The sequence below is a fragment of the Marinoscillum sp. genome (assembly GCF_965229915.1).
In the GTDB taxonomy this organism is placed as follows: Bacteria; Bacteroidota; Bacteroidia; order Cytophagales; family Cyclobacteriaceae; genus Marinoscillum.
On record NZ_CBDDJZ010000001.1, the window covers coordinates 1,697,801 to 1,713,167 of the forward strand.

Sequence of the window (15,367 nt, forward strand, 5' to 3'; positions counted from 1 at the left end):
ATTGTCGTGTGAATTCTGATTTAATGTCAATTAACAAAGTTATCTTGATTAATACAATATAACCTTAGATAGCTAATTATATTAGCAAATATATGTTGAAAAAAATTATTTTAGGGCTTTTGCTCATTTTAATAGCAATATGCCTTTGGAACTGGCGATGGGTCCAATATGGATATTATCAGGCCAAGGGGCAGTTAAGAGTCATCCTGGAAGCACGCCCCATCGAAGAATTCCTTCTGGACCCGAATTACCCCGATTCGCTTAAACAAAAACTTCAGCTGACCAAAGTGGTTCGTCGGTACGCTATAGACAGCCTGGGACTTCTACAATCCGATAACTATACCAAATTATTCGACCAGGGTGGCAAAACACTACTATGGAATGTGTCTGCTTCCGAACCGTATGAGCTCAAAGCATATCGTTGGGATTATCCCTTTTTAGGAAGCATGCCCTACAAAGGGTTTTTTGACCTTGAGAAAGCCAAAGTGGAAGCCAGAAAACTGCAAGATGAAGGCTACGATGTGCGCATCCGAACTGTCGGTGGCTGGTCCACATTGGGAATCTTGGAAGACCCACTGCTATCCAACATGCTGGAGCGAAATGATGGTGCTCTGGCAGAAGTTATCATTCATGAACTGACACATGCGACACTCTTTATAAAAAACGAAATTGAATTCAATGAAAATCTGGCCTCTTTTATAGGTGAAAAGGGAGCAGAGATGTTTTTAATCTCTCACTTTGGAGACAGTTCGGACCAACACCTTGAATACATCCAATCAGAAGCAGACTCCAAACTACTCACCCAACTGATACTCGAAGGTGCAAAAAGGCTGGACAGCCTGTATCAGACCTTCCAAGTGCAGGAGTATCTATCTAGTGCAGTCAAGGACTCCCTCAAGGTGAATACTATTGCTGCAATTACCCGTTCATTGGATTCAGCCAATTTCTATAATGATCGGTATCATCAGATTTTCGAAACAACCCAACCCAACAATGCCTACTTCATGGCTTTTCGCAGGTACCACGACCAGGAAGACACCATCATGAGCATTTACAACTCCCATAATGGGAATTTCAAAGCTATGATCAACGATTTAAAAAGCAAGTATGGGAAGTGACCATTAGTTAACAAATTGTTACCTTTTGTACAGAAAATTGATTTCTCTTTAATTTTGAATAATATCGAATGTCTTTGGTTGATTTGAGACCTCATGTGGTCAACTGGCCTGGACGAATTAATTTTTAATAAATAATTGGTTAACCAAATATTATCCAAACCATAAAAGCACATGGCGAAGCAGAACCAAAAGATACTGGTTGTTGATGACGAAGCGGACATTCTGGAATTATTAAAATATAACCTGGCCAAGGAGGGGTATGATGTAAAGACTGCTCTTGATGGCATCAAGGGAGTGGATACTGCTAAGTCGTTTATTCCAGATCTGATCATCCTGGACATCATGATGCCCAAACAAGATGGAGTGGAAACATGTCGCCAGATAAGGGAAGTACCAGAGCTGGCCAACGCCTTCGTTATTTTCCTGACAGCCAGATCTGAAGAGTATTCAGAGGTGGCAGCTTTTGACATGGGCGCAGATGATTACATCACCAAACCCATTAAACCTCGAGCCCTTGTCAGCCGCATCAATGCACTCTTTAGAAGAGAGTCTAAAAAGAAAAAAGAGTCCAATAAAATCAACGTAGGTGATTTGGTTGTGGACCGAACCAGCTACACCGTATATGTAGGTGATGACAAGATCAACCTTCCCAAAAAAGAATTTGAATTGCTATACTTCCTGGCTCAGAATCCGGGCAAAGTATTCAGCAGAGATGAGCTACTACAAAACATCTGGGGTACTGACGTGTATGTGCTCGCCAGAACAGTGGATGTACACATCAGAAAAGTAAGAGAGAAAATCGGTGATGGCTACATCTCTACAGTTAAAGGTGTAGGTTATAAGTTCGACACCAATTAATAGGTATCTATGATTATCAACTCCCGGGGGCTGTCCTTATTATTGGCATCAGTGATAGCTGTGATCACCACAGCATTTCTTACCCTGGTGCCTTCTATCTTACCAGCAGCTCTCGCCATCGCTTTTGGCATAGCCTTTTGTGCTTCTTACATATTAATTAGACTAGTACTCGAGTTCCTATTCTTTAGGCATATCACCTCCATTCATGATGTGCTAAACCACATGCGAGACAAAGAGCTGTCTAATCTAACCAAACCTACTAACAAGGTTTCGCTCAATCCTTTGAAAAAGATCAACCGGGACATCTACAACTACGCGGAGCGAAAGCAACAGGAAATCCTGGAACTCAAGCGAATGGAAACGTTCAGGAGAGAATTCATTGCTGACGTATCTCACGAGCTTAAAACGCCCATTTTTGCGGCACAAGGATTTGTTCACACCTTATTGGATGGCGCAGTTGAGGATAAGAAAGTCCGTACCAAGTTTCTGAAAAAGGCAGCAAAGAGTCTTGACGGTCTGGACATCCTCGTACAGGACTTACTCACTATCTCCCAAATGGAAACAGGTGAGATCAAGATGCATTTTGAGAGTTTTGATATCGTAGCACTAGCGCGAGAAGTCATGGACCAGCTGGATGGCAAGGCTGAGAAGCGAGACATCACGGTGACCATAGAAGGGGATGATAAAAAATACTTTGTGCGAGGAGATTATCAGCGAATCTATCAAGTCATGATCAACCTGGTGTCTAATGCCATCAAATACACCAAAAAAGGTGGGGCAGTCCATATTCGTTTTGAGGAACAGGAAGGCCATATCTCTACCTATATAATAGACAATGGACGAGGAATACCTCCAGAAGATCTCAGCAGAATATTCGAACGCTTCTATCGTGTGGAGAAGAGTCGATCGAAAGAAAAAGGAGGAACAGGCCTGGGTCTTGCCATTGTCAAACACATCATGGAAGGACACGACTCCACGGTGGAAGTGGAGAGTGAAGTCAAGAAAGGATCCACTTTTAGTTTCAAATTGAAAAAAGGTAAGCCCGTAGCGCATAGATTTGTGGAGGAAGAAGACGAAGAGGACGACTATGCATAAATATGTAAAAGGGCTTAAATTTGAAGACATCATATTATTGGAGAACGATCACTACATTGTGATCAACAAACCTCCATACATTTCCACGCTCGAAGATCGTAATGACCCGACTGACATCCTCAAACTTGCCAAAGAGTATCATGAAGATGCTCAGGTATGCCATCGGCTGGATAAAGAAACCTCCGGTGTATTGGTGATTGCCAAGCATCAGGAAGCCTACCGTCACTTTGCCATTTTGTTAGAAAAACGGCAGGTCAAGAAAGTATATCATGCCGTGGTAAATGGCATTCATGAGTTTGATAACCTGGAATGTGATCAACCTATATACTCAACCAACAGCAAATCTCGAGTAGACTTCAGGGAAGGAAAACCATCGCTTACTCTTGTCAGCACACTAGAACCTTTCAAAAAGCATACTTTAGTAAAGTGCTTTCCGGTAAGTGGTCGTTTGCACCAGATTCGCGTCCATTTGGCATTCCATGATGCCAGTATTGGATGCGATCCGATATATGGTGGAGACTACATTTACTTATCCCAGCTTAAGCGCAACTTCAACATGAGTAAGAACCGGGAAGAAGAAAAACCCGTTATTGAACGAGTGGCACTTCACGCCCACAATATTGCCTTTCATGATTTTGAAGGGGGCAATGACGATGTGGTGGAGATCACTGCACCCTATCCGAAGGATTTCAATGTATTGGTCAAGCAATTGCGCAAGTACGCGTGAGCCTGCTCAGAATCAATCAATTAGGTATTCAACTTAATTCAATTCTTATTTTGGTTTTACAAAATTAAACTTCTATTTTTGTGTCCCTTTTCTGAGGGAGAACCAATAAGTTCATTATAAACAATTAAAAAATTGGATACTTTAAGCTATAAAACAGTATCGTTAAACAGTGCTACAGTAGAAAAGAATTGGGTTATCGTAGATGCCGATTCTCTCGTGTTGGGTAGAGTGGCCAGCGAAGTAGCAAAGATTATCAGAGGAAAGCACAAGGCGGGTTACACTCCGAATGTTGATTGTGGTGACAATGTCATCGTGATCAATGCCGATAAAGTTCGCCTGACCGGTAAAAAATGGACAGAGAAACAATACGTTCGTCACACAGGATTTCCTGGCGGGCAGCGTTTCGAAACTCCAGCGGAAGCTAAAGCAAAGACCTCTCGATTATTAGTAGAAAGAGCTGTAAAAGGCATGCTACCAAAAACTAAATTGGGAAGCAAGCTTATCAAGAACCTTTACGTGTACGAGGGGACAGAGCACCCACACGATGCACAGAAACCAAAAGAAGTAAAACTTTAAAACCTAAATGGAAATTATTAACACCATTGGAAGAAGGAAAACCTCTGTAGCTAGAGTTTATCTACAGAGCGGGAAAGGCGCAATCACTGTCAATGACAAAGAATTGGCCAAATACTTTCCTTCTGAGATTTTACAGACCATCGTGAAGCAGCCTCTAGCGAAGCTGGATGTGGATGGCAATTATGATATCAACGTGAACGTTGATGGTGGCGGACCGAAAGGTCAGGCAGAGGCCGTACGACTGGCTATCTCCCGCGCCCTTGTAGAACTTGACGAGGAAAACAAGCCTGCTTTGAAAGAAGACGGATTCCTTACACGTGACCCTAGAATGGTAGAGCGTAAGAAATACGGACGTAGAAAAGCAAGAAGAAGATTCCAATTCAGTAAACGTTAATATCATAATGGAAAAACTAGAATACAAAGACTTATTGGATGCTGGTGTACACTTTGGTCACCTTACTCGTAAGTGGAATCCACAGATGGCACCATACATCTTCATGGAGAAGAACGGCATCCACATCATAGATTTGAATAAAACGCTTACTGCTCTGGATGATGCGGCGGCTGCTTTGCAGTCTGTTGTAAGATCAGGTAGAAAAGTGATGTTCGTAGCTACGAAGAAGCAAGCTAAAGAAGTAGTAGAAACTGCTGCTCAAAACTTGAACATGCCTTACGTAACTGAAAGATGGTTAGGTGGTATGTTGACCAACTTCGCTACTATTCGCAAGTCATTGAAGAAAATGGCCGGTATCGATAAGATGATGAAAGAAGAATCTTACACGAACCTAGCGAAAAGAGAGCGTTTGATGATCAGTCGTGAGAAAGCGAAATTGGAAAGAGTATTGGGCGGTATTGCTGACCTAAACAGACTTCCAGCTGCTCTTTTCGTGATTGATATCAAAAGAGAGCACATCGCAATCGCTGAAGCTCAAAAACTAAATATTCCTGTATTTGCATTGGTAGATACCAACTCTGATCCTACTCAGGTAGATTACCCAATCCCTGGTAACGATGATGCATGGAAGTCTATCAACCTGATCACTAACTACATTGCGAAATCAATAGAGGAAGGTTTAGCTGAGCGTAAGAAGGACAAAGAAGATGCTAAACTTCAGGAAGAGGAAGAAGCAAAAAGAAAAGCTGACGAGCAAAACGCTTAATTACCAGCTTTATTTAATGAAATAATAAAGATGAAAATTGAACATTGTCTCTGATGGTGTTCAATTTTTGTTATAAGCAATGCTAAAAATTAAAAAATAAAATAATGGCTATTACTGCAAAAGACGTAAACAAACTAAGACAAATGACCGGTGCCGGAATGATGGATTGTAAAAAGGCATTGGTAGAGGCAGATGGTGATTTTGATAAGGCAATCGAACTTCTTAGAAAAAAAGGACAGAAAGTTTCAGCTAGCAGAGCAGACAGAGAAACTACAGAAGGTGTAGTAGTTACCAGAACCAACGATGACAATACCAAAGGTTTGGTTATCGCTCTTACTTGTGAGACTGACTTTGTTGCTAAAAACGATGATTTCGTAGCACTAGCTAATCAGGCTGCTGACCTTGCGTTTGAAAATGATGTGAATGACACTGATGCTTTGCTTGCACTAAGTGCTGGTAGCATCACACTAGGTGAAAAAATCACTGAGACCACTGGTAAGATTGGTGAAAAAATCGAAATCAGTGCATTTGAAAAGTTGGAAGGTGAAGCAGTAGTACCTTACATCCACTCCAATGGCAAACTTGGAGTAATGGTGGTATTGAAAAACGTAAATGGAGCTGATGTAGAAGAAGCTGGAAGAGACGTAGCAATGCAAATTGCAGCGATGAATCCTGTAGCTGTTGACAAAGATGGTGTAGACCAATCTGTAGTAGAGAAAGAAATCGAAATCGGTAAAGAGCAAGCAAGACAAGAAGGTAAGCCCGAGCAAATCATTGATAAAATTGCTCAAGGCAAGCTGCAAAAGTTCTTCAAAGAAAACACCCTGCTAAGCCAGGCTTTTGTAAAAGATAACTCTCAGTCTATCCAACAGTACCTTGACTCAGTGAGCAAAGGACTTACTGTTACAGAATTCAAAAGAATTTCTATCGGATAATCCCTGTAAGAGAATCCAATTCGGAATTCCTATATACAAAAAGCCCTGACGATATCGTCAGGGCTTTCATCATTTTTAGGGGTATATTTTGATCTAGTCTATCGAGCTAATTAGCGCAAAATCGATAGGAATCAAATGCTCATCAAAGCTCAACTTTTCTTCAGGGTTAGCTTTCGTTTTTAGGCCCATGGTGTAGTAAGTCTGTTCTTCACTGAAATTGGTCACCTTCGTGAAATTCTGCACCTTATACTTACCATATTTATCATCCAGATAGTACTGGATAGACAGAGGTATGTTTTTAGTCATATCCATCTCTTCGCTGAGTCTCTTACCATCCATCAGATATACCGTCCGGTAACTACCTTCCTTAAAAGTGAATTCAGCCACCAAAGCGTGATCGTTTAGTTTTTGCCAAGATTGAGACTCACTGTTGGGGTAGTGATTGAAATGCCATTTTAATATTTCAAAGGGAACCTCTGCTTCCGCCATCTGCTGCGCTTCCGCCATTGATACCAATCCAAAGAAGCAACCAACTATTAAAAGTTTTACAAAATAACCTTTCATATTGAGATACATTTTAAGACTATTACTAAATCTAATAAGAATTAATAAAAATAAAATATTGGAATCGATGAAAAGTACTTATCCGTAGGTGAGTTTTGTATAGAATTAGAACAAATTAAATAATATGACGATCTGGTGGATTTAAACTGACAAAATCCTATTTATCGAGCCGTTTTTTACCATTTCAGCAATCACTACTCCCCAGTCGACTCCCCACTTTCATGGTTCCTAAGGTATGTTGGTGTCTCATCGGAGGTTTCCAGCACTTCCTCTGCTGCTTCAAACTCAAGTAATTCATTCAGATCCGGTTGACCTGCATCTACCCAAGCTGTATACCAGAAGTCTCCTACCATTTTAATGGCTTTACGCATTTGACGCTCTACCATCCCATTTAGCATGGCGTGGTATTCACTGGAAAACTCATAAGAGTATACCCGCACTGTTGAAGCACCGCGTTCTTCAAAGCTATATTTCTTGTCTTCGGTAAACTGCTCTGTAAGTGACTTCTCAAAAGCTAAAACAGAGTCTAAAGCTGCATGAGCCCCCTCCACGGCACTCCAGGCCGCGAGCTGAGTATTGTTGAGGTATTCAGCCTTACCAACATATAAGTCATAGTCCTCAAAGAATAACTCAGGTAGCCTAGACTCCCAAAACCCGTGAATCCCGTACTGACCCGTCATCTGACCATTGTAGTTTTCGGTCGTGTGAAGTGGCACATTCGCATCACCTATGTAATGCCCAATATCTGCTGAGTAGCGCAATATACGATCAACATCCTTGCTCAGGAGAGCCTTGGTCAGTTGGAATTTCATCAGATTGATGTGCCAGGGCACTATCCCATATGCTTGCAAGCTATCCTCACCATACTTAGCTACAGCATCACCCCAGTATCTTGGCATCTTGTAGATAGCACTATCTCCATACACATCTATATCTATGTAGTGCCGGGCAGCCTCTTCCTTGATCACGTAGCGCCGCTTATCCGGGTTGACGGCTTTTTCAGTTAAGTACTGAATATGGTGCTTGTAAAACCGAATCATCTCAGGCGGCAAGGTAAATACCGCCATGCGGTTGATACGCTCATGCGCATAAAACCCCCAACCCATATGTATCAATGAGCCCACTACCAAAATGACCAGTATTAGCATTCGTTTCATAGAATGGTCAAAATACATATTTCTCCGCAAATTTTATCTGAGAGATTACGATATCTATTTGTTTTATTTACCAATTGCTCTATCTTTGCATCCCTTAATCAAGGATAGGAGAATAACAAGCTTATGGCAAATCATAAATCCGCATTAAAAAGAATAAGATCTAACGAAGCGAAGAGATTGAGAAATCGCTACCAACATAAGACTGCACGTACTTATATTAAGCGATTGAGAGAGACTACTGACAAAGCTGAGGCTGAAAAGCTTTTGCAAGAAGTGACTGCTATGGTTGATAAACTAGCAAAGAAAAACATCATCCATGCAAACAAAGCTTCTAACCTTAAGTCTAGTCTGACCAGAAGAGTAAACACTCTCTAAGAGCCCATTTAGTAAGATATATCTACCCTACTTGATGCGTCAAGTAGGGTTTTTTGTTATCTTCAATCCTGTAAGATTGACAGATAATGGAAAAAACCGCCAACAATACCTACCTATCGATCACTCAATGGGCTGAAGAAGATCGACCTAGAGAAAAACTTTTACTCAAAGGCAAAGCAAGCTTATCGGACGCTGAGCTAATCGGCATCCTGCTAGGCTCAGGCACCAAAACGCTTAGTGCTGTAGATCTCGCAAAACAAATTCTCAGCTCCGTCAATAATGACTTACACTCACTAGCCAAAATGAGTGTCACTGATCTCTGTAAGTTCAAAGGCATTGGTGAAGCTAAAGCCATATCAATCGTAAGCGCACTGGAGCTCGGAAGGCGAAGGAAAGATACTGAGCCCGTAAAACAACCCAGAATTACCTGCTCGGGAGATGCCTATGAACTGATGAAGCCAGAACTTACTGACTTACAACACGAAGAGTTCTGGATCATACTCCTCAAAAGAAACAATCAGGTGATTAAAAAAGCACAAGTCAGTGCTGGAGGAGTGTCAGGAACCATGGTGGACCCCAAGATTATATTCAAAAAAGGCTTAGATGTATTGGCAAGCGGCATGATTCTCGTTCACAACCACCCCTCAGGAAACTTAAAGCCTAGTGAGTCCGACAACCGTCTAACCAAAAAACTCAAGAATCTGGGAGAAATGATGGAAATTCCCGTGTATGATCACATCATCTTCACTGATCATGGATATTTTAGCTATTCAGACGAATCCATGATGTGACATGAAAAAATTAATCTACCTGATAGCCATTGCTGGGCTATTGGCCATTATTTACTACTCACTCAACTCAGAAAGCGGAAACGCAGCATATACACAGAAAGTAGCTGATGTAAGGGCAGAACGGGTCCGCTACCTTAAGAACTCCGAGCAATCCCCTTTTCAGCAATCAGCTGAAAAGTATCAACCATTAGCCTACTTTCCGATTGACACCAAATACAAGGTCAGAGCCAATCTGGAGCGTATCCAGTCACCCACGCGGATGGCTATTCAAAACAGCGACGGGACTACTACCACCTACTCCAAGTTTGCCTATGCTGTATTTCAAATAGACGGCCAGCAGATGCGCCTTTTAATTCTTAAACCCTCTGGATTTGGAGCACTCCCAAATACTTATTTCACCGCTTTCGCGGATGACACCAGTGGCAGTTCCTCTTATGGTGGTGGGCGATATTTAGATCTTGACATTGGCAAGTCGGACAACATCGAGATTGACTTTAACCTGGCCTACAACCCTTACTGTGCTTACGTCAAAGACTATACTTGCCCCCTACCTCCTTCTGAAAACATACTTCCAGTAAAGATAGAAGCCGGAGAAAAGGATTATCCGCACTAATTGAAAGCTACAAACTCTTAACACAATTTTGCTGGCAATATCAGCCTTCATTAACCTCGGCTTTCCTATTTTTGTCGATTGCTCAGATGCAGTAAAACTTATTGATAATTTGAGAGTTGAGCAGAAGATGCACAACCATCAATGTAAGCACTGAGAAACAGATTTAAAGTAAGAAAAAGAACGGAGTAGCAGGATGAAGATTTCCTACAATTGGCTGAAGGATTACATCAATATACAAGAATCACCAGAAGAAATAGGTGATGCACTAACCCAGACAGGGCTAGAAGTAGAGGGAATCTCCTATGTGGAGAAGATCAAAGGCGGATTGGCTGATTTAGTGGTTGGGGAGATTGTGGAATGCGTGGCTCATCCAAATGCTGACAAACTCAAGCTAACCAAAGTGGATGCTGGTCTTGGTGAACTACTCCCTATTGTTTGTGGAGCTCCCAACGTAGCTCAGGGTCAGAAAGTCATTGTGGCACCTGTCGGAACCACAATCTACCCAACTGAAGGGGAACCATTTCAAATCAAAAAGGCAAAAATCAGAGGAGAAGTTTCTGAAGGGATGCTATGTGCGGAAGATGAAATTGGTGTTGGTCAAAGTCATGCAGGTCTATTAATTCTAGATACGAATAAGCCGGTTGGCACTCCAGTCAAAGAATTGTTCGAAACTGGCTCTGACCATGTGTTTGAAATTGGGTTGACCCCAAACCGTGGTGATGCCACAGGACACTTTGGAGTAGCCCGGGATCTGAAAGCTTTTTACAGGCGACCTCTTAATGTTCCAAATCCCACGGCTAATAAAGCAAAGATCAACAAGCCAATTGAAGTGGTTGTTGAAAATACAGCATCATGCCCTAGATACTCTGGAGCAACTATAAGGGGAATCAAAGTAGGTCCTTCACCGGACTGGTTGCAGTGGAGACTCCGTGCCATTGGACTCTCCCCGATCAACAACATAGTGGACATCACCAATTATGTGATGATGAGCCTGGGCCAACCCATGCACGCATTTGATGCAGACCAGATCAAAGGGGGTAAGGTGATCGTCAAGAATCTCACGGCTGGCACCAAATTCACCACCCTGGATGAAGAAGAAAGAGAACTTCATCAGGATGATCTCATGATTTGTGATGAAAAAGACGGGATGTGCATCGCCGGTGTCTTTGGCGGGATTGATTCGGGAATCAAAGATGGAACGACTAGTATCTTCCTGGAAAGTGCCTATTTCTCAGCTGACTCAGTACGAGCAACAGCCATGAGACATGGATTGTCTACGGATGCGTCTTTCCGCTATGAACGTGGTACTGATCCGGAGATGACTATTCCAGCCCTTCACATGGCAATTGACTTGATCCTGGAAATAGCAGGTGGGTATCTCGCATCTGAGTACACGGATATTTATCCGAAAAAGGTAGAACCCGTACAAATCCAGACATCATTCAATAATTTCCATCGGCTGATCGGTGTAGAACTAACCAATGAGCGAATTCTTGAAATTCTCAATGACCTGGATATCGAAACCATTGATGTGAATGACACTACCTTCACGGCAGTTGTTGCGCCATTCAGAAGTGAAGTCACGCGAGAAGCAGACCTGGTAGAAGAGGTGCTTCGTATTTATGGATTTAATAATATTCCTTTGGAGGAAACATTCTCTGCGGGATACCTGGCATCATTTGATGAGAAGGAGCCTTATAAGATTCAGGAAAGCCTTTCCCTGTTTCTCGCAGGCTCAGGCATGTCAGAAATTCAGACCAACTCTCTGACTAATCCAAAATACTATGAAGTATTGCAGCTTGGTGGCACACCGGTAGAAATCCTCAACAAGTCCAGCGAAGAGCTTGGCTACATGAAGACAAGCCCTGTGTACACAGGACTAGAATCAGTTAGACATAATATCAATAGGAGAATTCCGAATCTCAAGTTTTTTGAATTCGGTAAGACCTACCAAATCAAGAATGAAAAATATAAGGAAGAAGAAATCCTGGGACTTTACATCACCGGGAACAAGCACGAGGAAAGCTGGCTTTCAGAATCGAAAAAGGTAGATTTCTTTGACCTGTCCAGGGCGGGTTTTGCAGTACTACATCATTTACGCATAGCCAACTTCACCACTGAACCATGTGATGACGAATTGTTTGATTATGGTTTATGTATCAAATTCAACAATAAAGTCGTTGGTAAGCTAGGTAAGCTAAAAACTAAAATCACAAAGTATTTCGAGATCAGGCAGGAAGTATTCTATGCAGAGTTTTTGTGGAAAGACTTGCTAAAAGCAACGCGTCTGGAATCCGAATTCAACGAGATTTCCAAGTATCCGGAGGTACGTAGAGATTTGTCTTTGGTGCTGGATAAACAGGTGAGTTACAATGAGATTCGTGATTTAGCTTTTAAGTCTGAGAAAAAATTATTAACTAGAATAAATGTCTTCAGCGTGTATGAAGGTGAGAACCTCGAAGCAGGTAAAAAGTCCTATGCACTTAGCTTCTATCTTCAGGATACCACAAAGACATTGACCGATAAAGTCATTGATAAAGTAATGAATGGCTTGATCCGTACATTTGAAAACGAAGCAGGGGCAATCATCAGAAAATAATGAAAAACGAGACACTAAGAACGGAATTGAACAATCTGGAGAGAAAAGTCAAACTTCTTCTTAGTGACTATGCCCAATTGAAAGATGATTTTGACAAATGCCGGACTGAAAACCAGCATTTAAAAGCTCAGATTGAGGATCAAAACACCCGAATTTCGAGCTTTCAAAATCAAACGAAAATTAGTAAAATTGTAGAAAGCATGGTAGTCGGCGAAAACGATTCGGAAGAGTTGAAGGATGTGATTGACGGCTATATTAAGGAGATAAATAAATGCATTGCTCATTTGGGTGAAGCTTAACAAACCGAAATGACAGAATTATCAATAAAGCTAAAAATAGCGAACCGGGAGTACCCCATGAAGGTGAAAGCGGAGGACGAAGAAGGTATCAGAAAAGCTGGTAAGCTGGTCAATGAAAAGATCAAAGCTTATAGAGATCAGTTTGGGATAGATGATAACCAGGACCTCCTTGCCATGGTAGCCTTTGATTGCCTGGTCGATAAAATGAAAAAAGAGGAGACTATTGAGTCAAGCGACGAAATAGCGCTCGACCAAATACGTAACATTAGCCAATTGATAACTAATGCTATTTAAATAGCTCATTAGTAAGCCACCACATACTTATCCGGCACCGTGTATGTATAAATACATACTCAACACCAATGGATATATTATATATAGTAATCGCTCTGGCAGGAATTGCTATCGGTTTTGCGATTGACCGGATATTACTCAAACGGTCGGTTGACAAGAAATTGAAGGAAGCGGAGGAGCAGAAAAAGCTCATCATCAAAGAAGCGGAAGTAACAGGAGAAAGTATCAAGAAGGATAGAATCCTGGAGGCAAAAGAGAAATTCCTCAAGATGAAATCAGAGTTTGAGGAAGAAAGCAACCGCAAGAAAAATCAGATCATTTCCAACGAAAACAAGCTCAAACAACGAGAGTCCAACCTCTCCAAGCAGATCGAGCAAAACAAACGTGCAGAGGCTGAACTGGAGTCTCACAAAGAGAACCTTCAGGCCCAGCTCGAGATTGTAAGAAAGCGTAAGGAAGAGTTTGAAAAACTGAAAAGTCAACAGGTGACCATTCTGGAAAAAGCGTCCAACCTCTCTGCTGATGAGGCCAAAGCACAGCTGATCGAAACGCTGAAAGATGAAGCCCGTACGGATGCATCGGCACATATCAAAGAGATCATGGAGCAGGCTCAAATGTCCGCAACCAAAGAAGCGAAGAAAATCGTTCTCCAAACTATACAGCGTACAGCTACTGAGCACGCCATCGAAAACTGTGTGTCAGTCTTCAACATAGAAAGTGACGATATCAAAGGAAAAATTATTGGTCGGGAAGGACGCAACATCCGAGCGCTGGAAGCTTCTACAGGAGTAGAGATCATCGTAGATGACACGCCAGAAGCGATCATCATCTCCGGATTTGATCCGGTGCGCAGAGAGATCGCCAGACTGTCTCTTCATCGACTAGTTCAAGATGGTAGGATCCACCCAGCTCGTATCGAGGAGATCGTAGCTAAGACTACCAAAAACATTGAAGAGGAAATCGTGGAGATAGGTGAACGCACCGTCATCGATTTGGGTATCCACGGCTTACATCCAGAGCTGATCAAGCTGGTCGGTCGAATGAGATTCCGATCATCTTATGGACAGAACTTACTGCAACACTCCCGTGAGGTAGCCAAACTCTGCTCCACACTTGCATCGGAGCTGGGACTTAATCCGAAACTGGCTAAACGTGCTGGATTATTACACGATATTGGAAAGGTATGGCCAGACGAGCCGGAGAAGCCACACGCTATCATTGGTATGGAGTTGGCTCAGAAGTATAAGGAAAATGCAGAGGTATGTAACGCCATAGGCGCTCACCACGATGAGATCGAGATGACGTCAATGATCTCCCCAATTGTGCAGGCCTGTGATGCCATCTCTGGTAGTAGACCTGGGGCCAGACGTGAGATCATGGAGCAATACCTGAAGCGTCTGAAAGAACTGGAAGATGTGGCTTTGAGCTTTGAAGGGGTAAACAAGTGCTATGCGATACAGGCAGGACGTGAGCTGCGCGTGATGGTGGATGCTGAAAATGTGACTGACCAACGTGCTGGTGAGCTGTCATTCAACATCTCTCAAAAAATAGAGAAAGACATGCAGTACCCTGGTCAGATCAAGGTAACGGTGATCCGTGAAACCAGAGCGGTAGCTTTTGCGAAGTAAAATTTAGTTTCTTTTGAAATAGATAGACCCTGACGATCCGCTGGCTAGCGCATGTCAGGGTTTTGTTTTTTAGATGATCTTGCAGAAATTGAGTCTGTATAATCAACAAACCGTTCAACTATTGGAAGAAGATTTCAATCAATACATGCAGCTGCCAATCTACAAGAAGGCTGAAGAGATTTATGAGTTAGTCCAACAAATAGCCAATCTAATTCCTGAAGACAATGAACGTTTGATGAGTACCAAGCAATTCATGCTGGCTGATGCTGGAGTGCTTAGCGCTAAAATAGCTGGAGCTGAAGCCGCTGGACTTTTTGACATCAAAATGGAGGCAGCGGCCATCATCCGAAAATCCGCTAAAGACCTGATGCTGCACAATCACTCACTGGAAGCGTTTGGATTCAAGGAGACGTCCTATTACCAACTTGTAAGAGATCAGATCGAAGAATTCAGGTTACTATTCATTGATTGGGTAGCTGGTTTTGACCAGTGGGATTACATCATCGATCGCTGGGGATTATTTAATCCGCCTGGTGTTGGCCCATTTGATCAGGACCCGGATGATTTGATTGAGTGAT

At 42.3% G+C, this 15,367-nt stretch carries 18 protein-coding genes; 16 read left to right on the forward strand and 2 right to left on the reverse strand.

Translation table 11 applies throughout. The features are described 5' to 3' along the window. The first annotated feature begins 92 nt into the window (after positions 1 to 92). The 8 genes from ACO067_RS07335 to tsf all read left to right on the forward strand — a co-directional run bounded on the left by ACO067_RS07335 (position 93) and on the right by tsf (position 6,469). The gene (locus tag ACO067_RS07335; RefSeq protein ID WP_421872530.1) at positions 93 to 1,118 is read left to right on the forward strand and encodes an aminopeptidase; all 1,026 of its coding nucleotides are present in this window, start codon (positions 93 to 95) and stop codon (positions 1,116 to 1,118) included. 171 nt (positions 1,119 to 1,289) lie between these two features. Beyond that, positions 1,290 to 1,976, forward strand: a complete 687-nt coding sequence (locus ACO067_RS07340; RefSeq protein ID WP_421872532.1) for a response regulator transcription factor — start codon at positions 1,290 to 1,292, stop codon at positions 1,974 to 1,976. A 9-nt stretch (positions 1,977 to 1,985) separates the two neighbouring features. Further along, positions 1,986 to 3,071 (forward strand): sensor histidine kinase, encoded by a 1,086-nt coding sequence (locus ACO067_RS07345; protein ID WP_421872534.1) that lies wholly within the window; start codon positions 1,986 to 1,988, stop codon positions 3,069 to 3,071. Further along, on the forward strand, positions 3,064 to 3,798 hold the full coding sequence (locus tag ACO067_RS07350) for an RluA family pseudouridine synthase (RefSeq protein WP_421872536.1): 735 nt from the start codon (positions 3,064 to 3,066) through the stop codon (positions 3,796 to 3,798). Before ACO067_RS07345 ends, ACO067_RS07350 begins: the two co-directional genes overlap by 8 nt. 132 nt (positions 3,799 to 3,930) lie before the next feature. Further along, complete coding sequence (gene rplM / locus ACO067_RS07355) at positions 3,931 to 4,374, forward strand: 50S ribosomal protein L13 (protein ID WP_421872538.1); 444 nt, start codon at positions 3,931 to 3,933, stop codon at positions 4,372 to 4,374. Positions 4,375 to 4,381: 7 nt separating this feature from the next. Beyond that, a complete protein-coding gene (gene rpsI, locus ACO067_RS07360) occupies positions 4,382 to 4,768 on the forward strand; it encodes a 30S ribosomal protein S9 (protein ID WP_421872540.1) in 387 nt (128 codons plus the stop codon). Positions 4,769 to 4,775: 7 nt separating this feature from the next. After that, positions 4,776 to 5,534: a 30S ribosomal protein S2 gene (rpsB, locus tag ACO067_RS07365; RefSeq protein WP_421872542.1), complete on the forward strand. Its 759-nt coding sequence runs from the start codon at positions 4,776 to 4,778 to the stop codon at positions 5,532 to 5,534. Positions 5,535 to 5,638: 104 nt separating this feature from the next. Then, positions 5,639 to 6,469 (forward strand): translation elongation factor Ts, encoded by an 831-nt coding sequence (gene tsf, locus ACO067_RS07370; protein ID WP_421872543.1) that lies wholly within the window; start codon positions 5,639 to 5,641, stop codon positions 6,467 to 6,469. 93 nt (positions 6,470 to 6,562) lie between these two features. On the opposite strand, the gene ACO067_RS07375 is transcribed toward tsf, so the two are convergent. Both ACO067_RS07375 and ACO067_RS07380 read right to left on the reverse strand, forming a co-directional pair. Continuing rightward, positions 6,563 to 7,033, reverse strand: a complete 471-nt coding sequence (locus ACO067_RS07375; RefSeq protein WP_421872545.1) for a hypothetical protein — start codon at positions 7,031 to 7,033, stop codon at positions 6,563 to 6,565. A 194-nt stretch (positions 7,034 to 7,227) separates the two neighbouring features. Beyond that, a complete protein-coding gene (locus ACO067_RS07380) occupies positions 7,228 to 8,190 on the reverse strand; it encodes a zinc dependent phospholipase C family protein (RefSeq protein WP_421872547.1) in 963 nt (320 codons plus the stop codon). 123 nt (positions 8,191 to 8,313) lie between these two features. On the opposite strand from ACO067_RS07380, the gene rpsT reads away from it, so the two are divergent. From rpsT to ACO067_RS07420, 8 genes are all read left to right on the forward strand, one after another. Then, positions 8,314 to 8,565: a 30S ribosomal protein S20 gene (gene rpsT, locus ACO067_RS07385; protein ID WP_421872549.1), complete on the forward strand. Its 252-nt coding sequence runs from the start codon at positions 8,314 to 8,316 to the stop codon at positions 8,563 to 8,565. A gap of 86 nt (positions 8,566 to 8,651) precedes the next feature. Continuing rightward, on the forward strand, positions 8,652 to 9,356 hold the full coding sequence (gene radC / locus ACO067_RS07390) for a RadC family protein (RefSeq protein ID WP_421872551.1): 705 nt from the start codon (positions 8,652 to 8,654) through the stop codon (positions 9,354 to 9,356). Between the two features lies 1 nt (position 9,357). Continuing rightward, positions 9,358 to 9,969 carry a DUF1684 domain-containing protein gene (locus tag ACO067_RS07395; RefSeq protein WP_421872552.1) on the forward strand — a complete coding sequence of 204 codons (612 nt, stop codon included), beginning with the start codon at positions 9,358 to 9,360 and terminating at the stop codon, positions 9,967 to 9,969. Between the two features lie 193 nt (positions 9,970 to 10,162). Further along, a complete protein-coding gene (pheT, locus tag ACO067_RS07400) occupies positions 10,163 to 12,568 on the forward strand; it encodes a phenylalanine--tRNA ligase subunit beta (RefSeq protein ID WP_421872555.1) in 2,406 nt (801 codons plus the stop codon). Next, positions 12,568 to 12,867: a hypothetical protein gene (locus tag ACO067_RS07405; protein ID WP_421872557.1), complete on the forward strand. Its 300-nt coding sequence runs from the start codon at positions 12,568 to 12,570 to the stop codon at positions 12,865 to 12,867. The genes pheT and ACO067_RS07405 overlap by 1 nt, the downstream gene beginning before the upstream one ends. Positions 12,868 to 12,876: 9 nt before the next feature. Beyond that, positions 12,877 to 13,161: a cell division protein ZapA gene (locus tag ACO067_RS07410; protein ID WP_421872559.1), complete on the forward strand. Its 285-nt coding sequence runs from the start codon at positions 12,877 to 12,879 to the stop codon at positions 13,159 to 13,161. Between the two features lie 68 nt (positions 13,162 to 13,229). Then, a complete protein-coding gene (rny, locus tag ACO067_RS07415; RefSeq protein ID WP_421872560.1) occupies positions 13,230 to 14,789 on the forward strand; it encodes a ribonuclease Y in 1,560 nt (519 codons plus the stop codon). Positions 14,790 to 14,910: 121 nt separating this feature from the next. Continuing rightward, the gene (locus tag ACO067_RS07420; protein ID WP_421872562.1) at positions 14,911 to 15,366 is read left to right on the forward strand and encodes a hypothetical protein; all 456 of its coding nucleotides are present in this window, start codon (positions 14,911 to 14,913) and stop codon (positions 15,364 to 15,366) included. Position 15,367: the final 1 nt, after the last annotated feature.